This window comes from Mesorhizobium sp. CA14 (genome assembly GCF_020165195.1).
Lineage (GTDB): Bacteria > Pseudomonadota > Alphaproteobacteria > Rhizobiales > Rhizobiaceae > Mesorhizobium.
In genome coordinates this window covers 41,641-65,422 of sequence record NZ_JAIUHR010000001.1, presented here as the reverse complement: position 1 = coordinate 65,422, position 23,782 = coordinate 41,641, and the positions used below count along the sequence as shown (strand labels likewise).

Genomic DNA, 23,782 nt, shown 5'->3' with positions numbered 1-23,782 from the left:
GCGCTCACTCGGCTGCCTGGCGCTCGCCGAAGGCGATGCCGGTGAAAGTCTGGTTGAGGTGCATCGAGCGATACTGCTCGCCATAGGTGCCGAAGCCGATCACCTTATTGGTGCGATAGAGCTCGGAGATGTCACGGAAGACCTGGCGATTGCGCGCGTCGAGCCGGCGCAGCACGCAGTCGAAGCCCAGGATCATGTCGATGCCGCCGAGCCGGTGCTCGACATCCTCAAGCGCCGCGCGGGTTGCTTCGACCATGTTCTTCGGTTGGGCGATGGAAAGCACCACGCCGTCGTCGATGGCGCAGAAGAAGGACAGCGAGCCGTCGGGATGCATGCGCTGGATCGAGCGGCAATAATATTCGCCGCCGACCTTCACCACGACGGGGTGCGAGGCGAAGCTCAAGGGCGTCAGCGTCTGCGCCACGATGCCGACGGAGGCGGCATATTCTTCCGCCGCGTTGGTGGCGTTGAATTCGCGCACGATGCGATGATCGGGGTCGGACGCCGTCACCACCAGCTTCTCGTCGGTCGGGATGAAATTGTCGGTCTTGAAGACGTGGAAAGGGATCTCGGTCGCGACCAGCACGATGATGGCGCTGTCGGAAGTGACCTTGCCGTTGGAGATCAGGCTGGTCGTCTCGAATTTCAGGTCGTCGCCCGCCGAGCCGCCGATCAGCGGGATGTCGTCCAACCCCCAGTGGATGGCCGAGGTCACCGCTTCCTCGGCATAGGAAAGCCCGTCGATGAAGCAGAGGGCGAAGACGCTCTTCGCCCGCTCCTGGCCGGCGCGGCCGCGCAGCAGGCGGCGCAGCTCCACCACCTCGCCGGTGATCTCGTCCATGCCCGAGGAGGAGAGGTTCTCGACCATGGCGCTGACGGTCGAAAACGACGCCGCCGGCAAAAGCAGGGCAAGGGCATGCCCTTCCTCCAGTCCCTGCGGCGTGATTTCGCCGGCGGTCGAGCAGCCGGCATAGGCGAGCGACGGCGCATGGACCTTCAGCGCCTGCGCGAGCGCCGCCGCGTCGACCAGGCTTTGGGAGAAGAACAGAAGCGCGAAGCCGGCGTCGACGATCGCTGCTTCGGCCGCGATGGCCCGGGCAAAGGCATTTGGATCGGGCTCATCCGTAGTGAGCGCCGAAAGGCCCGATGCATAGCGTGTGCTCGAACTGGCCAGCTGCCTTCTCCGCAATTTCCTCCAACGCTGATTTGTGCGTGTCTTTTTATGCGTGTCAGGCACATCGCGTCCAAGGCATCTTTGCCTTCAATCCCGGTTTTGGCAATGGGGCCGGTTGCTGCGCTGCACACAGCTTTTGCCATGATCGAAAGTACAATGGAACCGGCGCTGGCAGCGCTGTTTTGCTCGTTGTACGGTGCGCGAACAACGCACTGCCGAAGCACAAGCACGGCATTCGGCAATGACCAAGGTTGATACCCAGGGAGGTTGCATGTCGGACGTGTCGTTGACTGTGAACGGGAGGCGGGTCAGCGGGAGCGCCGAGGACCGAACGTTGCTGGTGCATTTCCTGCGAGAGCATCTGGGCCTCACCGGAACACATGTCGGTTGCGATACATCGCAATGCGGCGCCTGCGTCGTGCATGTCGACGGCAGGGCTGTGAAATCCTGCACGATGCTTGCCGCGCAGGCCTCGGGTTCGACCATCGTCACCATCGAGGGACTGTCGGATGGCGCAGAGCTGCATCCGGTGCAGGCCGCGTTCAAGGAGCATCACGGACTGCAATGCGGCTTCTGCACGCCAGGCATGATCATGATGGCCACCGACATGATCGCGCGCTACCCGGAAGGCCTGGACGAGGCAACGGTGCGCGCCGAGCTCGATGGCAACATCTGCCGCTGCACGGGCTACCACAACATCGTGAAGGCGATCCTTGCCGCATCGGAGACGATGGCAAAGGGCGCCAAGGGCAAGGCGAAGCAGGCAGCTTAAGGGAATAGGGGAATAGGGGAGTAGGGCCGTAAGGGAATAGGGGAGTAAGCGACCGGCTCCTCATTCCCTATCCCTTACTCCCTTACTGCCCTACTCCCTTAAAATTCCGGAGGAATTTCCGCAATGGGTATCGAAGGCGTCGGCGCCCGCGTGGCGCGCAAGGAAGACAAGAGGTTCATCACCGGTGGCGGCCGCTATGTCGACGACATGGTGGTCCCCGGCATGAAGCATGCCGTGTTCGTGCGCAGTCCGCATGCGCATGCGCAGATCAAGAAGATCGACGTGAAAAAGGCGCAAGCGATGCCGGGCGTCGTCGGCGTCCTGACGGGCAAGGAGCTCAAGGCCGACGGCATCGGCAATTTGATCTGCGGCTGGATGATCCACTCCAAGGATGGAACGCCGATGAAAATGGGCGCGTGGTCGCCCTTAGCCGTCGACAAGGTGCGCTATGTCGGCGATGCGGTCGTTATCGTCGTCGCCGACACCAAGGGCCAGGCGCGCGATGCGGCGGAAGCGGTCGAGATCACCTACAAGGAACTCAACGCCGTGGTCGATGCCACGAAGGCTATCCAATCCGGCGCGCCGCAGATCCATGCCGAGGCAGAGAACAACCTGATCTTCGACTGGGAGCTAGGCGACGGCAAGGCGACCGATGCGGCGATCAAGTCGGCGGCACACGTCACACGTATGAAGATCGTCAACAACCGGCTGGTGCCGAATGCGATGGAGCCGCGCGCGGCGCTCGGGCACTACGACAAGGCGGAGGACCACTATACCTGCTGGACGACGTCGCAGAACCCGCATCTCGCGCGGCTGGTGATGAGCGCTTTCTACAACGTCGCGCCGGAAAACAAGCTGCGCGTGATCGCGCCCGATGTCGGCGGCGGCTTCGGCTCCAAGATCTACATCTATCCGGAAGAGATCGTCTGCCTGTGGGCGTCGAAGAAGACCGGCGTTCCGGTCAAATGGGTCGCCGACCGCACCGAAAGCTTCCTTTCGGACGCGCATGGCCGCGATCATGTCTCGACGGTGGAGATGGCCTTCGACAAGGACAACCGCATCACTGCGCTGAAGGTCGATACCATCGCCAATCTCGGCGCCTATATGTCGCTGTTCTCGTCCTGCGTGCCGACCTATCTCTACGCCACGCTGCTGTCGGGCCAGTACAACATCCCGGCGATCCACGCCAATGTGCGCACCGTCTACACCAACACCGCGCCCGTCGATGCCTATCGCGGGGCAGGGCGGCCGGAGGCCACCTACGTGCTTGAGCGGATGATGGAAACAGCGGCGCGCGAGCTTGGCGTGTCGCCGGCGGAACTTCGACGCCGTAACTTCATCACGTCCTTCCCCCACCAGACGCCGGTGATCATGGCCTATGACGCAGGCGATTATAACGCTTCGCTCGATGCGGCGATGAAGGCAGCCGACTATGCCGGCTTCACCAAGCGCCGCGCCGACGCCGCCAAGCAGGGCAAGCTGCGCGGCATCGGCATGAGCTGCTATATCGAGGCCTGCGGCCTGGCGCCGTCATCGGCGGTCGGCTCGCTCGGCGCCGGGGTCGGCCTCTGGGAATCGGCGGAGGTGCGCGTCAATGCCGCCGGCACGATCGAGGTGCTCACCGGCTCGCACAGCCATGGCCAGGGCCATGAGACGACTTTCGCGCAGCTGGTCACCCAGCGCTTCGGCGTGCCGATCGACTCCGTGTCGATCGTGCATGGCGACACCGACAAGGTGCAGATGGGCATGGGCACCTATGGTTCGCGTTCCGGCGCCGTCGGCATGTCGGCCGTCGTCAAGGCCCTCGACAAGGTCGAAGCCAAGGCCAAGAAGATCGCCGCGCATCTGCTGGAGGCGGATGAGGGCGACATCGTCATCGAGAATGGCGAGGTCAAGGTCGCGGGCACCGACAAGAGCCTGCCCTGGTTCCAGGTGGCGCTTGCCTCCTATACCGCGCACAATCTGCCCGCCGGCATGGAGCCGGGCTTGAAGGAGACGGCCTTCTACGATCCGTCCAATTTCACCTTCCCGGCTGGCTGCTACATCTGCGAGGTCGAGATCGATCCGGAAACCGGCCTGACGGAAATCATCCAGTTCGTAGCGGCCGACGATTTCGGCAACATCATCAATCCGATGATCGTCGAAGGGCAGGTGCATGGCGGCATCGCCCAAGGCGTCGGCCAGGCGTTGCTGGAAGGCGCGCATTACGACGCCAGCGGCCAGCTTTTGACGGCAAGCTACATGGACTACACCATGCCGCGCGCGGCCGACCTGCCGTCCTTCAAGGTCTCGACCTCGAACACGCCATGCCCGGGCAATCCGCTTGGCGTCAAAGGCTGCGGCGAGGCCGGCGCCATCGGTTCGCCGCCGGCGGTCATCAACGCCATCACAGATGCCCTCGGCGTCGTCGACATCGCCATGCCGGCGTCGCCCGCCACGGTGTGGTCGGCAATTCACGCCAAGAAGCATTGAAAAGCGAATAGCGAATAGGGAGTAGCGAATAGGGACAGAGAGCGGTGCGGGTGGAGCAATTCTATTCGCTACCCACTACTCCCTACTCGCTTTCTCCCAAAGGGAGAAAATGACATGTATTCCGTCAATTACCATCGCGCTTCCTCCGTCGCCGACGCCGCCAAGCTCTTGAAGAACGGCGACGCCAAGCTGCTCTCCGGAGGCATGACGCTGATCCCGGCGATGAAGACGCGGCTTGCGTCCCCTTCCGATCTGGTCGACGTGTCGCGGTTGAGGGACCTGCAAGGCGTCAAGGTATCCGGCAAGACGGTCACCATCGGTTCCGCGACGACGCATTACGATGTCTCCACCGACGAGAAGCTGAAGAAGGCCTGCCCGGCGCTTGCGCATATGGCTTCCTTGATCGGCGATCCGGCCGTGCGCTACAAGGGCACGATCGGCGGCTCGATCGCCAACAACGATCCGGCGGCCGACTATCCGGCTGCGCTGCTGGCGTTGGGCGCGACGATCATCACCAACAAGCGCGAGATCGCGGCGGACAAATTCTTCAAGGGCCTGTTCGAGACGGCGCTGAAGGACGGTGAGATCGTCACGGCGGTGAGCTTTACCGCTCCGGCCAAGGCGGCCTACCAGAAATTCCGCAACCCGGCTTCGCGCTACGCCATCGTCGGCGTGTTCGTGACCAAGGGCAAGGACGGGGTGAGGGTGGCGGTGACCGGCGCCGGCGAGGATGGCGTTTTCCGCGCCAAGGAAATCGAGACGGCGCTGGCAAAGAATTTCGATGCCGCAGCGCTCGCCGGCCTAAAAGTGTCGGCGAAGGGGCTGATGAGCGACATTCACGCCTCCGCCGATTACCGAGCCAATCTGATCGCGGTTATGGCCAAGCGCGCCGTCGCGGCGGCTAACGCCTGAACGGCGACGCAGCGATCAAGAAAGGGCCGCTTCGGCCCTTTTTTCTTTGCCATAACAAAGCTTTGACCGGAAACGCCGATCAAATCGTAGCTTCGCACTTGCACAAAGTTATCCCGCACTGCAAAATAAATCCGGCGGGAATACCAGATGGTCCGGGACGCGGGCGATGCTTCGCATGCGGACCTCGAGTTGCGAAGGCACGGTATGACCGACATCTCCGCAGCGTCCGTCATCCTACCGCGGGCCGCAGCCGACAGGGAAGCCAGGGCAAGACTTGCCTATCTCGACGGCTGGCGCGGCCTGTCGATCGCCCTGGTGCTGATCGGCCATTTCTTTCCGGTCCCGGGAATCAATCTCGGCGTCCTCGGCGTCGAGTTCTTTTTTGTGCTGAGCGGCCGGCTGATGGGCGAGATCCTGTTCATCGAGCATTTCCCGCTGAAGAAATTCTTCAAGCGCCGCTTCTCGCGCATCTATCCCGCGCTGCTGGTATTCGTAATCGCTGCCATGATCGGCCTGACCGGAACCTTCATCGCCTTCAAGTGGAAAGCGGCGCTGACGGCGCTGACCTTCACCTACAATTACGCCGGCGTCCTGATCACCCGCGCCGGCGCGCTCGACCACATCTGGTCGCTCTGCGTCGAGGAGCATTCCTATATCCTGCTGGCGCTGATCAGCGTGGTGGTGACCGGTCGGGCGAATGTCGTGCGGTTGCTGGTGGTCCTGGCGCTTCTGGCAATGGCCAACGGAGCCATTTCGTACGGCGTTCTCGGCATGGGCTACGAGACCAGTTACTGGCGGACCGACGTGCATATCGCCTCTATCCTGCTGTCCGCGGCGATCTGCCTGCTCAAGGCCGACGGGCGCCTGTCGGCTTTCCTGCAAAACCAGCATGTGGCGCTTGCGGCGGCGGTTGGCGGCGTGTTGCTGTTCCTCGATCCGGTGCCGACCACGATCCACTATCTTGTCGGCGTGCCGCTGCTGGCGCTCGCCGTGAACACGCTCGACTTCGCAGGCGGGTACCTGACGGGACCGTTGTCATCGCGGCCGATGGTGATGCTGGGGCTGTGGTCCTATTCGCTTTATCTCTGGCAGCAGCCTTTCTACAAATTCGTCGATGAGCGCGGCAGCGCGACGATCCCGATGCTGGCGGCCGTGTTCGCCTGCGCGCTCGCGAGCTACTACATCGTCGAGAAACCCGCCCGCGGTTGGCTCAACCGAAACTGGTGATCAAGCAGGTTTCGTCGCTCGTTGCGCGGCGAGATAGCGGCGAAGCCCGGCTTCGCCGCGCGGCGTGGTCCAGCGGTGGTTCCAGGCGAAGGCTGGTCTCAGAAGCGGCGCCAGAAGTTTGAGGATCGGCCTCTCGACCGTGACCTGCCAAACCAGATCGACATGGGTGCCTGCTCCGGACGGCGACAGCTCCGCCCGCCACAGGCCGTCGAAATCGCCGAAGGTCTTCACCACCACCAGCCGGCCGGGGTCGAGCTCGGCGGCCTCGATGATGAAGTTCAGCTCATAGGGCAGGGCGCCGCGCGCTCTCGCCCTGGCGCGGGCGCCGACAACGCCCTTGCCCTTCTTGTCGAGCGGCTCGACCTCCTTGTAGGCATCGCCCCACCAGAGCGGCAGAAGCTGAGCGTCCGAGAGCACGTCCCACACGTCCTGCGGGGTACCTTCAGGGATGTCCCAGCTTTCGTCGAAGCGGAAGACATTGCTCGCCATGATGTCGCCCCCAGCAGCGGAGCGGCTATATTAGCTGCGGCTTGTTTTCCTGGCCAGCGTTGCGGCGCCGCTCAGGCGACAATGGGCTTTGCCCAATAGCGCACCGATTTCTTGCCGCCGTGGATCACCGCATCGCCGACCTCGGCGAAGCCGAGCGCCGCGTGGAAGGCGTCGGAAGCCGGGTTGGGCGGATCGGCGTTGACCTCGCATGTGACGATCGTGTGGCCGGCGCGCCGGGCCTGCTCGAACAGATCCTCGTAAAGCCGTCGGGCATGGCCGCGGCCGCGCGCCCCGGCCGCGACCACGACGCGGTCGACATAGACGAAGCGCGGATAGCGCTGGCGAAACCAGAGGAAGTTCGGGCTGTCGTAGCTTGCGTCCTGAGCGAAGCATAGGATGAAGGCTTCGAGCGCGCCGATGCGGCGGGTGTAGAAAGCCTCGCCGAGCAGGAAGGAAAGCCGTTCCGGCTCGAGCCAGGACAGCTCCGCCGCATGCTCGTTGTTGAGCGCGAGGATGGCAGCCTCGTCGGCGGGCGAGACGCGTTCGATCGGCAGCAATTCCTTGCTCATCATTTGCGCCATCAGGCTCTCGCGGCCGCGATCGTCGCCGCCACCTTGGCTTGATCGGTCACCGTGTTGCGGTATTCGCGGTCGAGGTCGGTGCCACCCATGCCGACATTCGTGTTGCGGTAGCGCATGGCGCTCGGCACGTCCGCAAGTGCTGCAAAATGCATCTCGGTCAGTCCCGTACGCTTGCGTATCTCGCCGATCGTATCGGGCGCGAGCGCGCCGCAGCCGAGGATGACGATGCGCGAGCCGGCCTGGCGAACCAGCTCAGCCAGAAGCTCGACGCCTTCAATCGCCGTATCGCGCTGGCCGCTCGTCAGCACGCGGCCGACCTTGCAGCGGATCAGGGCTTCGAGCGCCTCGGCCGGATCGCGCGTCATGTCGAAAGCGCGGTGGCAGGTGACGTCGAGCGGGCCGGCGGCCTCAACCAATGCGCTCATGCGCGCCTCGTCGATAGCGCCATCGGCGGTCAGGCAACCGACGACGACGCCGGCGACGCCCAGCTCGCGCAGCGCTTCGACATCGGCAAGCATCGAGCGGTATTCGGCCTCGCTGTAGAGGAAGTCGCCGCCGCGCGGGCGCACGATGACATGAAAGGGAATGGTCGCGCTTTCGAGCGCGGCGCGCACCGTGCCCGTGCTCGGTGTGATGCCGCCTTCGATCAGGCTGGCGCAGAGCTCGACCCGGTCGGCACCGGCCGCCTGCGCGGCGAGCAGCCCATCAATGCCTTCGACGCAGATTTCGATCAGGGGTCTTTGCGTGTCCGCCACCGGCTTCCATCCGTGCTTTCGATGAGATGGGCAGCCCTAGCACCGGGCGCGCCGCCGCGAAAGCCGCAACCATCGGTCCAGCCAGGGAAGCCGCTTGACAATGCATAACTGCAAAGTTATGGATAACTCATAACTGTAAGGTTATTGATTTATGCGTGCCCTGTCGACCGCAAGGACCCGAGGAGACCGACGATGGAAGCAAGATTGAAGAACCCGGTGATGCTCATTCCCGGCGCGCTGCAGGCGCTGCTGGCGCTCGATAAGTCGACGGAAGCCGGCGACGTGCCTTACGTGACGCGCAAGCTCATTCACCTGCGCGCCAGCCAGATCAACGCCTGCGCCGTCTGCGTCGACATGCATGCCCGCGAGCTGAAGAAGGCCGGCGAGAAGGACGAGCGGATCTTTGCCGTGTCGGCATGGCGGGAGACGCCGTACTTCAACGAAGCCGAACGCGCGGCGCTTGCGCTGACGGAAGCCGCGACGCGCCTGGCCGATCGTTCCGACGCGGTGCCGGACGACGTCTGGGACGAGGCCGCGCGCCATTATGACGACAAGGCGCTCGCCGCCCTGGTGATCCAGATCGCGCTGATCAATGCGTTCAACCGCCTAAATGCCACCACGCGGCAACCGGTGGGCGCCTGGGGGTGAATCGAGAGGAGGACGCCCGCTTCGAAGCGCGCGTCTTGCCGCCTACTGCTTCAGGATCGTGTTCTTGACGCCTTGCTCGACCTGGTCGATCACCAGAAGCTTCACCGGGTCGGCGCCGATATTGTTGGCCTGATGCCACTGGCCGATCATCTCGATGATGAAGTCGCCGGTCTTGTAGGTATTACTGGCGCCGGTCTCGACATTGGTGACCTTGAGCGTGCCCTGCTCGACATAGGCATAGCGCGGGAAGGGGTGCTTGTGCACGGGCAGCGTCGCGCCCGGCGCGATCTGATAGGATGAGACCTGAACCTCGACGTTCTTCTGCGGCAGCGTGATCGGCTGGCCGGACGCGGTGGTCGTCTTAGACGCCAGCGGCGTGACGACGACCGGCGTGTTGCTGTCCAAGGCGTTGGCCGCGGTCGCATAGACGGTGGCCATCGCCAGCAGCGCCGATGTCGTGATGTTGCGCATGGTCCCCTCCAAGATTGCCGCACCATCGCCCGACCGACATTGACGCACAAGCATCCTTTTGCAAGCGGCTCTGTCACACGGCGGGGCTGTCCTGCTGTTTGGCCGGCCCGGGCTTCGGCGCCCTGAGCAACAGGGCGAACGGCACGAGCACTGCCGTGGCTATCGCGCAATAGAAGAAGACATCGACATAGGCGAGCAGCGAAGCCTGGCGGCCGATCTCCTGGCCGATCCAACCCACGGCCTGTTGCCTAGCCTCGGCCAGCGGCGAGCCTTCGGCGACGAAATGGTCCGTCACCTGGCGAAGCGTCTGCTGATAGGTGTCGCTCGATTGCGCCGTGTGGCCGACCAGCACCGATTGATGGAACTGGGCGTTCTGGGCAATCACCGTGTTGGACAGCGACACGCCGATGCTGCCGCCGATGTTGCGCGCGACGTTGATCAGAGAGGACGCCTGATCGGTCTTCTGCGGCGGCAGGCCGACATAGGCGGCGGTCGAGATCGGGATGAACAGGAACGGCAGGCCGATCATCATATAGACGCGCGCATAGGCGAAGAAACCGAAGCTGGCGTCGGGCGTCAGCGAGGTCGTGTGCCAGAGCGCGACCGCGACCACCGACATGCCTAACATGATGAGATAGCGCGGCTGAACCATGCCGGCGGCAAAGCCCGAAATCGGCATCAGCATGAGCATGGCGATGCCGCCCGGCATCATCGACAGGCCGGAAAGGGTGGCGGTGTAGTCGAAGGTCGTCTGCTGCAGCTGTGGCAAAAGCTGCGTGGTGCTGAAGAGCACCGCCCCCACCGCCATCATGACGAGGAACGACATGCCGAACTGGCGGCTGAAAAGCAGGCGGATGTCGACGACCGGTTCGCGCCTCGTCCACTCCCAGGGAACAAGCAGCAGGAACGACACCGCCGAGATCACGGCGAAAGTGGTGATGAAGGTCGAGGCGAACCAGTCATTGCGCTGGCCTTCGTCGAGAAAAACTTCGAGGCAGCCGAGCGCCACCGCCACCAGGATGAAGCCGATCCAGTCGACCTTCAGCCCCTTGCTCAACCGTTCCCGGCGCTCTCGTTCGAGAATGTCGGGCTCGATCACCAGCCATTGCACGAGCGCCAGCGACATGATGCCGAACGGCACGTTGATGAAGAAGATCCAGTGCCAGGAGAAATTGTCGGTGAGCCAGCCGCCGATGGTCGGCCCCACCGTCGGCGCGACGATCACGGCAATGCCGTAAAGCGCAAAGGCCTGGGAGCGTTTCTCAGGCGGGAACGTGTCAGCCAGGATCGACTGCTCGCTCGGCGCCATGCCGCCGCCGCCGAGCCCTTGCAGGATGCGGAAGGCGATCAGCGTCGGCAGATTGGGCGCCAGCCCGCACAGCAGCGACGCCAGCGTGAAGGTCGCCACGCAGATCATGTAATAGCGCTTGCGGCCGATGACGCTGGCCAGCCAGCCGCTGACCGGAATGATGACGGAGTTGGCGACGAGATAGGTGGTGATCACCCATGTGCTCTCGTCCATGCCGGCGGCGAGGCTGCCCGCGATGTTGCGCAGCGCGACATTGGCGATCGAGGTGTCGAGCACCAGCATAAAGGTCGCAATCGAGACGACGATCGCGATCAGCCAGGGATTGCGCCCGCCGGCGGCGGAGCGGCTTTCGTTGCCCTGGGCTGTTGCGGCATCGCTCATCGCACCTTGACCGTCGGCACCACCGACATTCCGGGACCGAGATAGACGCCGGGCGGCTGGTCGAACACGATCTTGACTGGCACGCGCTGCACCACCTTGACGAAATTGCCGGTGGCGTTTTCGGCAGGAAGCAGGCTGAACGCGGTGCCGCTGCCGGCCTGGACGCTGTCGACATGGCCATGGAAGGTCTTTTCCGGATAGGCGTCGATGGCGATGTCGACGGGCTGGCCCGGCCGCATCAGATCGAGTTGCGTCTCCTTGAAATTGGCCTTCACCCAGACGTCGTTGGGCACGAACATCATCAGCACCTGGCCGGGTTGCGCATAGGTGCCCTTTGCCGCCGTGATATTGGTGGCATGGCCGGCGACGGGCGCCCGGATGGTCGTGCGGGTGAGAGTGATCTTGGCCTGGTTCTCGGAGGCCTCGGCCTGCCGAAGCTTGGCTTCGGCGCTCTTGCCCTGAGCCTGCAGCACCGCCACCTGGCTTTTCGCCGCCTCGGCATTGGCATTGGCCGCGTCCAGCGCCGCCTGGTCCTGGCGCAAGGTCGAAGCGGCCTGCTGTGCCTGTTGTTGCGTCGCCGTGCCCTTGGTCAGGAGCTCACGGTTGCGCTGGTCCTCGGATTTGGCGAATTCGAGCGCCGCCTGTGCCTGCGCCATCTGTTTTTCGGCGGCATCGATCTTGGCGTTCTGCGCCTGGGTCTGGGCCTGGACGTTGGCGATCTCGGCCTGCGCCGCCACCACGCCGGCTTCCGCCTGTTTGAGCGAGGCCTGATAATCGCTGTCGTCGATGCGCAGAAGCACTGCGCCGGCCTCGACCGGCTGGTTGTCGGTGACGGCGACATCGGTGATGCGCCCGGCAATTTCGGCTCCGACCGTCACCGTGCGGGCGTCGATGAAGGCGTCGTCGGTCCATTCATACTGCCGTGCGTTGATCCACCAGATGACCACGGCCGCGATGACCAACAGGACAAGGATGGCGACGATCGCCGCTATATAGGGATGGCGTCTGATGAGGCCGGGCCCGTTGCCGTCAGGCGGACTGTCATTCGCCTGCGTGTCTTGCGCCCGCTTGTCGTCGCCACGCTTGTTTTCGACGCGCTTGTCTTCGACGCGCTTGTCGTCGCCCGGCGGGCGCTGCGGCTGATCGGACCGGGGCCGGGCCCGCGCTTCCTCGGCGGGAGCGGTTTCGCGCTCTTTTCTGTCAGTTTTTGCGTCCAAGGCAACGGATCCCAGATATCGTCGACCCCCCTCGCAGCAGGGTCAACGGGTGGTTTCCGCAAAGGTTCCTGTCGCCAATACCGGGCGGCGGCCGGCTGATGTCAGCCCGCCATCCAGCCGCCATCCACCATCAGGTTTATGCCGGTGACGTAGCTCGCCATGTCGCTGGCGAGAAAGAGCGCGGCGCCCGCCACGTCATTCGGATGCCCAAGCCGCGGCGATGGCATGCGGCGGCGCGAATAGTCGAGCGCATCAGGATCGTTGGCGACGCTCAGTGATGGTGCCGGAACGATCCCGCGCCGTGCTGCCGCGAGCGCGCCGGCAGGCTTGTCGGTGTGCAGGATGACGGTTGGGCGTGCCGACATCGCGACCTCAATCACGGCCGATATGATCGGCGGCACTGCCGAGAGCGCCAAGCAGCGCCTGGCCGTTTTCCAGCGTCACATTCTCATGCGGCGCGCGCAGGTTCAGCCAGCGCCGGTCGCCGGACTTGACCGCGAGCACCGCCTTCATCGCCGGGATCAGCCCGGCATCCTGGACGACCTTCCGGAACGCCTTGATGGCGTCGTCGGCTTCGGCGACGTCCTCGCCCTTCCGGGCCGCGTCGTAGAGGCGGCGAATGGCGGCGGCGTTCAAATTGACGGTGGCCGAAATGCAGCCGGCCGCGCCGCTCGCCAGACCCTTGGTGAGCTGCGCCTCGGAGCTTGGGAACACGGAGATATCAGGCGCCGCGGAGATGACGGCAGCCGTGTTGTTCCAGTCACCGGCGCTGTCCTTGTAGGCGACGACGGTGTCCGGAAAGGCCTTGCTCAGCCTCGCCGTCAGCGCTGGACTTACAGGCACGCCGGAGTTCTGCGGGATGTGATAGAGGATCACGCGCATCGAAGGGTTTGCCACCTTCTCGATCAGTTCGCTGTAATAGCGCGCCTGCCCATTGTCGCCGGCGCCAGTATAGAAGAAGGACGGCAGCACCATCACCGCGGCGCAGCCGAGGCCGACGGCATGCGCCGACAATTCGACCGTTTCGGGCAGCGCGGTGACGCCGGTGCCGGGCATCAGCCGGTCCGGCGCGATGCCGGCCTCGACCAGCCATTCCAGCGCCTGCATGCGCTCGCGCAAGGACACCGACAGCGCTTCGCCCGTCGTGCCGAAGGGCGAGAGGAAATGCGCGCCCTGGCCGAGCACCCATTTGGCGTGGGAAATCCACAGATCGCGCGCGATGCGGCCATCGTCTTCGAACGGCGTCAGGATCGGGGCGATGGTTCCTTGCGGGCGGGTCATGAAGGTCCTCTATGCTGGTCTGTCTGGCCGGCCACCGCGGTGACGGCGTGGGCGAAGTAGGCCGAGCGGTGATGTCGAAGAGTATGTCGAAACCCGTCGGCGAACGGAACATCACGGCTTCGATATGGCCGACGCGGGTCTGCGCGATATCGTCGGGACCGCTATCGGCTTGCCGGCAAGGTGTTTCGAGCGAAGGCTAAGGCAGGGCGGCCGGGCCGCAAAGCAAAATTCGCCGGCACAATGACCATCGGAATTTGGCCCATGTGGGGTGGAGGCAGCTCGCCGGAGCGGTGATGTTTGGCAGCAACAGCCGTCTTCGCCGACGGTGACTGGAAGCCCGTAGCAGGCCGCCAATCAATGCAAGGGGATTGGCGGATAGGCGACTGAGTGCAAGCTGCGTTTGTACCTCGCCAGGATTTCCTCTTCGATTTCGTCGATCGCCAGCGTTAGTGAATGTTGATTGTTGGCGTCGACGTCAATGATCAGCCGCCCGCGCGCCGTCAGCAAGCCGCATACGTGTGCGACTACTGCGGCCGACTGAAGCCTTATGTCCAAGTCGGTTTCGAACCAACGCTCGGCAAAGGTATGGCTCTTCTGTCTCCGGTCAAGCCGCTCGATGAGAAGTTGCTCGCAGGCGTCGATTCTAACCACCATGTCCGACTCGGGTATGAAATCCAGCGCGTGAGCGAGGCACGTCTCATCTGCTGTTCCACTGAAGCAGGCGAGCATCGAAACCGCCTGAACGAAGGCTTCGTCGAAAATAAGAATTTCCTCGCTGGTGGCAGATTGGCGCCACGCACGGGCAAGGCGGAGAACGTATTGACTTAGCCTGATGCGCCAGATCACGTTTTTGGGAGGCAGTGTGTGAACCAGATTTGCGCGAATTTTGAAGTCGACGGCATTTGCGGATGGGCGACAGGCCATGCCGATCGAGCGTGCAGCCGCGCGGGCGACTCGACCGATCGCAGTGACTATGCCGCCGGGGTCCAGCATGGATCGATGAACAGCGCGCCGGTCGGTGAGAACAATCCTCGCAGGGTGCCCATGAGCCCGCAGCTGTTCATAGAGCGCATGCGCAAATGTCGTTTTGCCTGACCCAGCTGGACCTACGAATTCAACAATCATGCATTAGGAACCCTGCTGACTTGGGCTAAATGTCATATCGAGGGACCAGCTTCGGCGACCGCAGCTCCTGAGCCATTTTCGCCGCCTGGAAGATTGTCATAAGAACGTAGGTCGTTTCACCTTCGGTCGAGTTTATGGCCAAGACCACGCGGCCGATCTCGTCACTCATGGCGCAAGACCAATCTTTGACAGCAATCGCCCGTTTCCCAGCCATTTACCCTGCCTTTCCTCAGCAAGGTTATTTGGCGTCGTGAAAACCAGCAATTTGGACTGAATGCCCATTCCGTTGGGCCTAACGTCGTCTATGCCTGCGGAATTACGGCGGCTAATGATCCAAGCCGGCGCTCCCGGAGCAACGTCGGGCTGGCTGCAAAAGGAAAAGATGCACTGTCACCCGTAATTCGGGCGTAACTGTTTACAACGCGTGGGAACGTCTCGAATGACTACGCGTTCTTCCGTCACGGTCACATTTCATTGAGGACCTAACCGGAGGATATTCAAATGAGAATGAAGGTGCTCTGCATGAGCGCAGTTGCGCTCGCAATGATGGGTAGTGCCGCGATAGCCGGTAGTAGTACCGGGACGTCCGCCCTTGATGACCCGGCCAAGATGGCGCCGTTCTTCACCGACGCTGGCATGAAAACATTAAGAACCGAGGCGGATTTCAAGACTGCCTGGATGGCCATGAAGCCGGATGAGCGTACTGCGGTTTTGAAAGACTGCGGCGACACGACCATTAACAAGTCGCACGCAGACTTCTGCGCGATGGCCAAGAAGATGGGGGGCTGAAGCCTCCCCTCTATGAGCCCATCACACCGTTATCCCGCTATGGAACAACACCTATTCGGGTGGCGGGTTGAGGCGGTCGATTCCGCAGGGATGCAGCCGCCCGTCTAAAGCTCGCTGCCTTCTCATTGGGGCGGCGGGCTTTTTGGTGGGCGCCTACCCTGGTCCTGCAGTTGCCTACCCTGGTCCTGCAGTTGGTAGGATTGTTGCGACAGAGGCGTTGCAATGCACTGCTTTAGTTCTTGCCCTTTAACGGAGAACAGTTTCCGAAAATGTCTTCCTGGTTCTATGAGGAAGGACCACCAGCATAGACAGGCCCCGCGTCAAATGCGCACTGTCACCGTAATTCCCTCAGTCTCGCCGGAAGCATTTGCCTGCAAATAGATGATGGCTCGTCGCTGCGCGAGTCATAGGATCGTCGCTAGGACAGAAACCTCGGGGAGGGGCTGCTCATGCAGTCTCCGGTAGAAAAGTACAAAAGCTCAACTCGACCATTGCCGGGGGAAGCGGAACGTCGGGCGAGGCTACAAAAAATGCAAGGGCTGCGAAACCTGCGATCTTACGGCTCCTGCCTTCGGCTTGACCCAAGCGCCCAATTTCACGATCTGATCGATTGTGCCGCGCTGCTGGAACCGTTGCATGAAGGCGACGACGAGCAGCGACGGTGAACCGCCGCGCCTCCCAAGCCACATGGCTTCCGAGCCTAGCGCCGGCACTGCCGGCCCTTACGCCTGGCAAGCAGCGGTAAACGCTTGCGGTCGGGCGGCTCCATCCCACAACAGGGACATTCGAGCCTGGCTATCGTTTGCAGTTCTGTCCGACCATAGGGGAGCTCAACGGAAGCTAATCATCGCGCGATCTGCCCGGTCCCAAGCCGCGCTGGGATCGGAACAAGGTGCGTGGAGATGGGGACAGCATTGGGATCGAAGAGGACGAGGCCTGGCCGGCGACGACAGCGGATGTCACCTCGGAGACAAGCGGCCCGGCAAGGCTGGCGGGGTAGAACCAGTCAGGCCGGGCCTGACCAGCAAGGCTCGCAGCGCTCCGGCTGAGATCGAGCCCATCAGCCCCAAGATTCTCGCCATAGATGGCACGCTGGCGGTAAACTCGCGCTGGGCACAGGCTTGTCGGTGGCCTGCCTCATATGCAGGCGAAGAGCAATTCTAGACGTCGCCCCCGCGCTTGCCAAGCGGTTCGGGCCGGAGCAGCGTTGCCTTCCACTGGGATTGCTCAAGATCGCCTATTGCAGCGAATGCCGTGCCGCTGGCCGCAACGACCAGAACCTGCAGTTCACAAATCTCGCTGTCACGCCAGAGCAGCGGAAGGGCTAAATGCCTTGCCCTAAGGCCCTGGCCTATCCAAAGCTGCCTGCCATTCAGCCCCAGTGCGGAAGTCGCCTGGGAAGTAGGTATGGATTTCCCGCATCGGCATTTTCAGATGCATCTCACGATAGGCTCGCCAATGGTGATGGCTGAAGAACGTGATGTCGGTGAGCCCTTTGCTGGGTGGCTCGGAATCAAAAGATAGAATGTAGCCGAACGGCGGGAAGCTGATCTCGGCGAAGGTGTGTGAAGGCCCACCCAGACTGAGCATCCCTGTAATCCCGGCCTGTCGCGTCTTCGAAGAGCGTGGGTCGGTCATGAAGCAGAATAGTCTCAATTTCGCATCGAAACCCATTGCTTCACGATCAAGCACATACTTCCGAAGCGAAGGGTTGGCTTCGAACATGCCAGCTCCGCAAGCACTGGCAAACATACACGCGATCTGCTTCGCCACGGCGCCGGGGAAAATCCGAAAGGGCAGCGACAATGAGCTGCCGCCCGCTAAACGAAACTCCATGCCTTGGATGCTCCATTCGACATAACGTCGAACATACCAGGCGCCCGTGTCGTTATTGCACTGCTGGCACAGCGTATAGCCTCCAGCACCTCGACGGCTGGTCCGATGTCTCATCTTAGATGGGTGGGCAAGTTCGCCTGCAAGCCGGCCACTGTCGAAGTAGTGATTGATGTCAGAGAACCGCATGCTGCCCTTGTTGAATGCCGCCTCAGGCGGAACGTGTTCAAGGGTCAGTCGGTCCTCTACCCCGCAAACGGCGCACTTGCCAAAATGGACTTCTTTCTTGGGCATCATAGAGCGGGACGCTCAACTCCACTCTGGCCGCTCGCCAAGCTTGGAAGGTTGTTGTTGATTGGCAGGATGAACGGTGACTTCATGGTCGTATTTCCTGCCGACCAGCATGAAGACGACCCCGGCTTGAGCTGCAATCGCCCCAAGCCAAAGGATAATCCAGTATCCCGTTGTGTCGACATAGTCGCCAGCCGAAAGCACCTTGTAATATCCAAACGCGCCGACCAGCGGCCCGGCTATGAATATCAAGGCTCCGGCACTGCCTACGCTTGTGAAGTCTTGCTGGCTCTTTATTTCGACCCTGGTTACCATCCCCGCCTCCCAAGTCACGCCTGGCGCGAATACTTGCGCAACTCTCGAATGCGCGCAAGCCGGCGCTTGGCTGCCGCGAAAAGCAGTGATCTCCCCAGAAATGGGGAATTGAATTTTCCAGCAAATCAGATGATCGTGTCCGTGGGCTTCAGAACCCTGACCGTGATAGGCCGCGACCCTTGGCGGGGTCTGCCGATCGATTGGCGTCGATCAGCGGCGGCTGAGAAAGCTTCCTCGTGGAAGCAATGGACGCGCTTGGCGGCGCGGCTCCAATCCAGACCGATATTGCCGGGGTGGGCGCCGTTCCGTCCAGCGGGAAACCGTAAAAGCGTCGCGCCAGTCTCACGGCTGGTTCTGAACCCCCAGTTTCAGTGCCATCCACCGAGATAGGAGCAAGGCGAAATTTGCCGCCCCTCCGCCGGCCTTCAGAAGTCGGTTCGAACCGTGAGACTTGGGACAACGACATCTCATGCAATGACTCGCGCACGGGCAGCGCTCACAGCCTCTTGCGGTAAGGTTGTAGCTTATCCACAGGATCTACTTCAGATAGCCTTCTTTCGTAAACTGCAACTGTCCTCGCATGCGCTTGCGGAAAATACATCCGAACCGTTTGCACAGAAGAGCTTTATGAACCAACACGTCGATCGTCGCGCCATCCTAGCGTCTTCAGCAGGCGCTACGGCTGCCCTAGCGACCACGCTGACATCGCGGGAGGCGCTGAGCATGCCGCAACAACGTCATCCCGACGCCGAACTGTTCCAGCTCGAACAGGAGATGGAAACCGTCAAGGTTCGAATGAACGAGCTCGAACGGACGCAAAGTCGGCTGAGCCGGAAGGCCGAGAAGGCAGCCGGTGCCAAGCCGCTTCATCCGAGCGCCTGGGAAATGCCGTCAATGCCGGATGATCTCAAGGACATGCTCACATCGGCACGGGATCGCAAGATGTTCGGCGACTTGGTGAAGGATGGCTTCGATTGGCGCCCGGCACCCGTGCAAGCTTGGCATGAGGCGGTGGCAAAGGAACGAGCGCAGATCCAGGCCGCATGGGACGAATATTCCCAGGACGGATCTTTGTTATGACCTGGATGTCTTGATTGTGTATAACCAACGTACCAGGAATTCGGCATCCCTCTCCTGGCGGCAGTTCGGTCCCTAAGAGAGGCTCAAGAACCCAGTTGAGGCCAAATGAAAGGCAGCGGTGAATTGTGCCAGGGTCAAGCATATAAGAGCCTCGAAACCCGGGCTCCTCGGACTGCAGGACGACGATTGAAGGTTCACTTCTCCCAAACGTCCCCCTGATCCCGTAAATCCGCCCGCGACCCAGATCAAAGCAGATGAGCTCGCCTGGTTCGAGATCGCTGGCATTACGCGCGTGATATTCTCCAATGACAATCATTGCGCTGCGCCGATAATGTGATTCCTCCCTATTTCTTCCGGCCGCCGCTGCTGGTGGTCGGTGTTTTCGTCGGCGCACCGCCGCCAGATGTGGGCTTGTACCCGCCTTGCACATTGCCCTTGGTCGGTTGGTAGCCTTTCCTGACGTCAACATGCTGAATGTTCCTGCTGGTGTCTTTTTTGTCAGTCATTTTTCGCCTTCCTTTCGGTCGATGTCCAAAAACTCGATAGTACTGACTTCTGCTGCCTGGACCCAAAGTCCGTTTGGCATTGGTATCCAACTCCCCGCTCTGTTGCGGCTGAAAATTTGCTCCACGTAAATGTCGCGCTCGTTGTCCGAGGATGCGAACGACTTCAGGCCGTAGTACCCGTGGAAAATGGTGCCATCTTTCAGTTTTATGATGAGCCAATGTTCTGTCCGCTGGCTGAACTTCCAATCCCACGCAGTCGGCATCGTATGGACGACCTCGAGGTTCAGCCACTCACAGACCTTGCCGTACCATTCCTTTTGATGGCCGAGGCCGAGCAGCAGACCGATGAGCAGCGGCACCACAATGATAAGTCCGGCCCATCCGAGCCAAACCCAAATCGCGTCCGTGTCCTTCTGAATGCCCAAGGCGAACAACGGTAGGACCGCCGCATAATAAATGATGGTCACGACCACGTAGGATAGCAGAGCTTCTGTGTGCGAAGGTGTGCGGCCGGTGAGAAATTGCGCGCGCACATAGAGGATGAGCAGTCCAGGCACGAGCAGGGCGAGGCCGTTGGCGACCTTAGAAAGGTCTTCCACCTCGAACCCCATCGCCGAATCACTCCTCGTCTATGAGCGCGAGATTGCGGCGCCTAGGGGAAGGGGTTCAAGCCGTGTCGAAGGTTATTCCACTGCTCAGATGTAGCCCAGGATGTAGCTCCAAGCCGGCACTGCCAGCAGAATGGCAGGATAAGGATTTAAGCTAAACGCTTGAAAAGATTTTGGCTCCCCGGGCCGGATTCGAACCAGCGACCAACCGGTTAACAGCCGGTTGCTCTACCACTGAGCTACCGGGGAACGGAGGCTCTGACGTGAGTGGCGCAGCCTATAGCAAACACCTTTCGGCTTTGCAAAGAAGCATTTCGCAATTTTTCTCCAGATTTTGATGCGGCTATTTGTGCCATCGTCCGGCGCGCCCACATATGAAGGGCTTCACACCGGCGCGGAACAAAGCGGCCGGTCATCGCCTTGACATGGCTTAGGCAGCAGATGGGATATGGCTTGAATGACCGCAGCGGATGATGACAACGCCCCGGCGCGGAAGATTTCGATCTTCGGCCGCGAGTTCACCATGCCGCGCTCGCGCGGCTGGCGAATCGCGATCGGCATGCTGCTTACCCTAGGCGGGCTTCTGGGCTTTCTGCCGATTCTCGGTTTCTGGATGATTCCGCTCGGCCTCCTGGTTCTATCCTATGAATTCGCCATGATCCGACGCCACCGGCGGCGTTTCGTCGTCTGGTGGGGACGCCGGCGCCGGCCCGACTGAGAGGCCGCGGCGGTTGCGCCACAGCGATGCCTGACCCCTGACAACCGATTGGTAATCACCACTTTGGCCGCTCCACGCGAAAGCGTCGGGAATGGCGCGCGAGCGCTTGACGACCTTTGAGCGCCAACATAATGAGTTCGCTCGGAACGCCGGGAGCATTGCGAGGCCTCGTGGCGGAGTGGTTACGCAGAGGACTGCAAATCCTTGCACCCCGGTTCGATTCCGGGCGAGGCCTCCAGATGCTTGCGGGCTCCAGCGCAATCGCGCCGGAGCGGGGTTCCAGTCGAACTTTTGGCCGCGTGTCTGGCGCGGGGAGCGGAATGTTGGGACATGAACGCTGATTTCTCCGAACGCCGCGTGAAGATGGTCGACGGCCAGATCCGCACCACCGATGTAACCAGCGCGCCGATCATCGAAGCGATGCTGACCGTCCCGCGCGAGGCCTTTGTCGGCGCCGGACAGCAGGATCTGGCCTATATCGACGAGGATATCCGCATTTCCGATGGCGCCAATGGCAGCGCGCGCTACCTGATGGAGCCGTCGCCACTCGCCAAGCTTTTGCAGCTGGCCGAGATCGACGCGAGCGATTCGGTGCTCGATGTCGGTTGCGGCACCGGCTATTCCGCCGCATTGCTGTCCAGGCTGGCGCGGTCCGTGGTGGCGGTGGAGAGCGATCCCGCGCTGGCGGAGGCCGCCAAATCCACGCTTTCCAACTTTGGCTGCCAGAACGTCACGGTGGTCAACGGGCCGCTGCCGCAGGGGCATGCCGCTAAAGCGCCTTACAACGTGATCTTCATCGGCGGCAGCATCGAGGAAGTGCCGCAGGCATTGCTCGACCAGCTTGCGGAAGGTGGACGCCTGGTTGCAGTCGAAGGACGGGGCAACTCTGGCGTGGCCCGGCTGTTTTTTAAAGCAGGGGGGGTTGTAACCGGGAGACGGGCCTTTAATGCGGCAATTAAGCCACTACCGGGCTTCGAACGTGCCCACGCGTTTGAATTCTGAGCGTTTTTGCCTTGCAGCGAAGGCGCTGTCATGATCGCTTGCGCCTAACAATCGTTGCTGATCGTTAACCGGGCGTTTCGGGAGGCTGTCAGCGGGGGAACGATAAACAACGCGGCGCTGGCCGATCCGTAGGGGTAGGCTGACGTGGCGTGGTTCCCATGCAAAACGAATGAGGGAAATAACGTGCCGTCTCTACGCAAGAGCATTTTAATAACTATCCTTGTTTCGGCCACGGCGCTTTCGCCGCTGGCCGCCTCCGCCGAGACCATTACGGGCGCCCTCGCCAAAGCCTACCAATACAATTCGCAGCTCAACGCCGCTCGCGCCGGCGTGCGCGTCACCGATGAGGGCGTTGCCATCGCCAAGTCGGGCTGGCGCCCGACCGTCACCGGTTCGGGCAGCATCGACTACACCAGCACCCACGCCCAAGGCGCCACCCAGAACATCACCACGGGCAGCTTCGGCGTGCAGATCAACCAGACGCTGTTCGATGGCTTTCAGACCAAGAACAACGTCGCCGCCGCCGAATCGCAGGTGAAGGCTTCGGTCGAAAGCCTGCGCAACACCGAAGAGAACATCCTGTTCAACGCGGCGAGCGCCTATATGGACGTGATTCGCGACCGCCAGGTCGCGGCGCTGACCGAGCAGAACCTGCAATTCCTGAGCGAGCAGGCGCGCGCCGCCCGCTCGCGTTTCGAGGTTGGCGAGGGCACCCGCACCGACGTCGCCCAGGCCGATGCCTCGCGCGCCACCGCCGTGGCGCAGCTCAGCGCCGCCCGCGCGACGGCGCTGGCGAGCGCCGCCACCTACCATCAGATCGTCGGCGACGAGCCGGGCAAGCTGAGGGCGGCTTCGCCGCTCGGCAAGTTGTTGCCGAGCAACCTCGATTCGGCCTTGGCCGTCGCCTCCGCCGAGCATCCGGCCATCCTCGCCACCCAGCACCTCGTCGATGCGGCGGCGTTTTCGGTGAAATCATCGGAAGGCGCGCTGCTGCCGCAGGTGACGGCTTCGGCCGGCATTTCGGACAATTACAGCCACGCCGTTCCCGACATCAGGGGCACCAACGGCACCTCCACCTCGGCCAATATCGGCGCCACGCTGACCATTCCGATCTATTCGGGCGGGCGGACCTCGGCGCTGGTGCGGCAAAACAAGGAATCGCTCAGCCAAGCGCGGATCCAGGTCGACGTCAGCCGCGACCAGGTGCGCCAGGCCGTGGTCTCGGCTTGGACGCAATACATCGCGGCGCGCGAAAGCGTGGACGCCAACAGGCAGGTCATCGAAGCCGCGCAGCTGGCGCTCAACGGCGTCATCGAAGAGCGCAATGTCGGCCAGCGCACGACGCTGGACGTGTTGAACGCGCAGAACGCCGTCATTACCGCCAAGATCAATCAGGCCAGTTCCGAGCGCGACGTGGTCGTGGCGAGCTACGCCATCCTGTCGGCGATGGGCCGGCTGTCGGTCGATCGGCTGGGTCTGGCGGTCACCAAATACAGGCCGGAAGAGCATTACAACGCCGTCAAGGACAAATGGTACGGACTGCGCACGCCTGACGGGCGCTGATTTCCGGTCCAAGCTTTGATAAACGCCGCGCGTCCAATGGATGCGCGGCGTTTGTTTTTGCGGATTCGTCGCCGGGCTGCGCGTCGCCTAATCTGTTGAAATCCAAGCAGTCCCCAGATTGGGGATTCTCGGATGACGATCGGTCGGTTACGCTGTCTCCATTGATTCGAATTCCGACCCGGGCAGGAACGGAATTCCTGAACGGGTCAAGTTCTTGAACAGGCAGTTGTTGAACAGGTCTGGTTCTTGAACAGGTCACTAGG

At 62.1% G+C, this 23,782-nt stretch carries 23 protein-coding genes, 2 tRNA genes and 1 pseudogene; 11 read left to right on the top strand and 15 right to left on the bottom strand.

All coding sequences use genetic code 11. The features are described from left to right. Window positions 1–4: 4 nt before the first annotated feature. Window positions 5–1,189: an FIST N-terminal domain-containing protein gene (locus LB565_RS00330; RefSeq protein ID WP_224581226.1), complete on the bottom strand. Its 1,185-nt coding sequence runs from the start codon at window positions 1,187–1,189 to the stop codon at window positions 5–7. 256 nt (window positions 1,190–1,445) lie between these two features. Between LB565_RS00330 and LB565_RS00325 the strand changes: the two genes are divergently transcribed. The 4 genes from LB565_RS00325 (at window position 1,446) to LB565_RS00310 (ending at window position 6,557) form a co-directional block, all read left to right on the top strand. Then, window positions 1,446–1,946, top strand: a complete 501-nt coding sequence (locus LB565_RS00325) for a (2Fe-2S)-binding protein (RefSeq protein ID WP_224581225.1) — start codon at window positions 1,446–1,448, stop codon at window positions 1,944–1,946. A 123-nt stretch (window positions 1,947–2,069) separates the two neighbouring features. Beyond that, entirely contained in the window at window positions 2,070–4,418 is a 2,349-nt protein-coding gene (locus LB565_RS00320; protein WP_224581224.1) for a xanthine dehydrogenase family protein molybdopterin-binding subunit, read from the top strand. A 114-nt stretch (window positions 4,419–4,532) separates the two neighbouring features. Next, the gene (locus tag LB565_RS00315; RefSeq protein WP_224581223.1) at window positions 4,533–5,330 is read left to right on the top strand and encodes an FAD binding domain-containing protein; all 798 of its coding nucleotides are present in this window, start codon (window positions 4,533–4,535) and stop codon (window positions 5,328–5,330) included. 204 nt (window positions 5,331–5,534) lie between these two features. Beyond that, on the top strand, window positions 5,535–6,557 hold the full coding sequence (locus LB565_RS00310; protein WP_224581222.1) for an acyltransferase family protein: 1,023 nt from the start codon (window positions 5,535–5,537) through the stop codon (window positions 6,555–6,557). Here the strand turns inward: LB565_RS00310 and LB565_RS00305 are convergent, their stop codons facing one another. The 3 genes from LB565_RS00305 to LB565_RS00295 form a co-directional block, all read right to left on the bottom strand. Further along, on the bottom strand, window positions 6,558–7,046 hold the full coding sequence (locus LB565_RS00305; protein ID WP_224581221.1) for an SRPBCC family protein: 489 nt from the start codon (window positions 7,044–7,046) through the stop codon (window positions 6,558–6,560). Between the two features lie 71 nt (window positions 7,047–7,117). Further along, a complete protein-coding gene (locus tag LB565_RS00300; RefSeq protein ID WP_224581538.1) occupies window positions 7,118–7,618 on the bottom strand; it encodes a GNAT family N-acetyltransferase in 501 nt (166 codons plus the stop codon). An 8-nt stretch (window positions 7,619–7,626) separates the two neighbouring features. Continuing rightward, on the bottom strand, window positions 7,627–8,382 hold the full coding sequence (locus LB565_RS00295; protein ID WP_224581220.1) for a copper homeostasis protein CutC: 756 nt from the start codon (window positions 8,380–8,382) through the stop codon (window positions 7,627–7,629). Window positions 8,383–8,574: 192 nt separating this feature from the next. Here LB565_RS00295 and LB565_RS00290 point away from each other — a divergent pair, with 192 nt between their 5' ends. Further along, window positions 8,575–9,030 carry a carboxymuconolactone decarboxylase family protein gene (locus tag LB565_RS00290; RefSeq protein ID WP_140749337.1) on the top strand — a complete coding sequence of 152 codons (456 nt, stop codon included), beginning with the start codon at window positions 8,575–8,577 and terminating at the stop codon, window positions 9,028–9,030. A 42-nt stretch (window positions 9,031–9,072) separates the two neighbouring features. Here LB565_RS00290 and LB565_RS00285 read toward each other — a convergent pair whose 3' ends face one another. The 6 genes and pseudogenes from LB565_RS00285 to LB565_RS00260 all read right to left on the bottom strand — a co-directional run bounded on the left by LB565_RS00285 (window position 9,073) and on the right by LB565_RS00260 (window position 14,814). Then, window positions 9,073–9,501, bottom strand: a complete 429-nt coding sequence (locus tag LB565_RS00285) for a cupin domain-containing protein (RefSeq protein ID WP_224581219.1) — start codon at window positions 9,499–9,501, stop codon at window positions 9,073–9,075. A 73-nt stretch (window positions 9,502–9,574) separates the two neighbouring features. Then, on the bottom strand, window positions 9,575–11,191 hold the full coding sequence (locus LB565_RS00280) for a DHA2 family efflux MFS transporter permease subunit (protein ID WP_224581218.1): 1,617 nt from the start codon (window positions 11,189–11,191) through the stop codon (window positions 9,575–9,577). Then, window positions 11,188–12,408, bottom strand: coding sequence for an HlyD family secretion protein (locus tag LB565_RS00275; RefSeq protein ID WP_224581217.1), 1,221 nt, complete (start codon window positions 12,406–12,408; stop codon window positions 11,188–11,190). The genes LB565_RS00280 and LB565_RS00275 overlap by 4 nt, the downstream gene beginning before the upstream one ends. Before the next feature lie 101 nt (window positions 12,409–12,509). Beyond that, window positions 12,510–12,677, bottom strand: a pseudogene (locus LB565_RS00270) (SDR family oxidoreductase); the annotation flags it as partial. A 103-nt stretch (window positions 12,678–12,780) separates the two neighbouring features. After that, window positions 12,781–13,689 carry a dihydrodipicolinate synthase family protein gene (locus LB565_RS00265; protein ID WP_224581216.1) on the bottom strand — a complete coding sequence of 303 codons (909 nt, stop codon included), beginning with the start codon at window positions 13,687–13,689 and terminating at the stop codon, window positions 12,781–12,783. A gap of 354 nt (window positions 13,690–14,043) precedes the next feature. Beyond that, complete coding sequence (locus tag LB565_RS00260; protein ID WP_224581215.1) at window positions 14,044–14,814, bottom strand: AAA family ATPase; 771 nt, start codon at window positions 14,812–14,814, stop codon at window positions 14,044–14,046. Window positions 14,815–15,315: 501 nt separating this feature from the next. On the opposite strand from LB565_RS00260, the gene LB565_RS00255 reads away from it, so the two are divergent. Next, window positions 15,316–15,603, top strand: coding sequence for a hypothetical protein (locus LB565_RS00255; protein ID WP_224581214.1), 288 nt, complete (start codon window positions 15,316–15,318; stop codon window positions 15,601–15,603). Between the two features lie 1,338 nt (window positions 15,604–16,941). On the opposite strand, the gene LB565_RS00250 is transcribed toward LB565_RS00255, so the two are convergent. Next, window positions 16,942–17,733: a hypothetical protein gene (locus LB565_RS00250; RefSeq protein WP_224581213.1), complete on the bottom strand. Its 792-nt coding sequence runs from the start codon at window positions 17,731–17,733 to the stop codon at window positions 16,942–16,944. 12 nt (window positions 17,734–17,745) lie between these two features. Beyond that, entirely contained in the window at window positions 17,746–18,042 is a 297-nt protein-coding gene (locus LB565_RS00245; protein ID WP_224581212.1) for a hypothetical protein, read from the bottom strand. A 627-nt stretch (window positions 18,043–18,669) separates the two neighbouring features. On the opposite strand from LB565_RS00245, the gene LB565_RS00240 reads away from it, so the two are divergent. Then, window positions 18,670–19,122, top strand: coding sequence for a hypothetical protein (locus LB565_RS00240; RefSeq protein ID WP_224581211.1), 453 nt, complete (start codon window positions 18,670–18,672; stop codon window positions 19,120–19,122). Window positions 19,123–19,466: 344 nt separating this feature from the next. Here LB565_RS00240 and LB565_RS00235 read toward each other — a convergent pair whose 3' ends face one another. From LB565_RS00235 to LB565_RS00225, 3 genes are all read right to left on the bottom strand, one after another. Next, window positions 19,467–19,628, bottom strand: coding sequence for a hypothetical protein (locus LB565_RS00235; RefSeq protein ID WP_224581210.1), 162 nt, complete (start codon window positions 19,626–19,628; stop codon window positions 19,467–19,469). Next, on the bottom strand, window positions 19,625–20,239 hold the full coding sequence (locus LB565_RS00230) for a DUF6338 family protein (protein ID WP_224581209.1): 615 nt from the start codon (window positions 20,237–20,239) through the stop codon (window positions 19,625–19,627). The genes LB565_RS00235 and LB565_RS00230 overlap by 4 nt, the downstream gene beginning before the upstream one ends. A 171-nt stretch (window positions 20,240–20,410) precedes the next feature. Next, window positions 20,411–20,485: transfer RNA gene (locus LB565_RS00225), tRNA-Asn, on the bottom strand. 208 nt (window positions 20,486–20,693) lie between these two features. Here LB565_RS00225 and LB565_RS00220 point away from each other — a divergent pair. The 4 genes from LB565_RS00220 (at window position 20,694) to LB565_RS00205 (ending at window position 23,519) form a co-directional block, all read left to right on the top strand. Further along, a complete protein-coding gene (locus LB565_RS00220) occupies window positions 20,694–20,954 on the top strand; it encodes a hypothetical protein (RefSeq protein WP_224581208.1) in 261 nt (86 codons plus the stop codon). Window positions 20,955–21,118: 164 nt separating this feature from the next. After that, window positions 21,119–21,192 (top strand) — tRNA-Cys (locus tag LB565_RS00215). Window positions 21,193–21,284: 92 nt separating this feature from the next. After that, window positions 21,285–21,956 (top strand): protein-L-isoaspartate O-methyltransferase family protein, encoded by a 672-nt coding sequence (locus LB565_RS00210; RefSeq protein WP_224581207.1) that lies wholly within the window; start codon window positions 21,285–21,287, stop codon window positions 21,954–21,956. Window positions 21,957–22,139: 183 nt separating this feature from the next. Next, entirely contained in the window at window positions 22,140–23,519 is a 1,380-nt protein-coding gene (locus LB565_RS00205; RefSeq protein ID WP_224581206.1) for a TolC family outer membrane protein, read from the top strand. The last annotated feature ends 263 nt before the right edge of the window (window positions 23,520–23,782 follow it).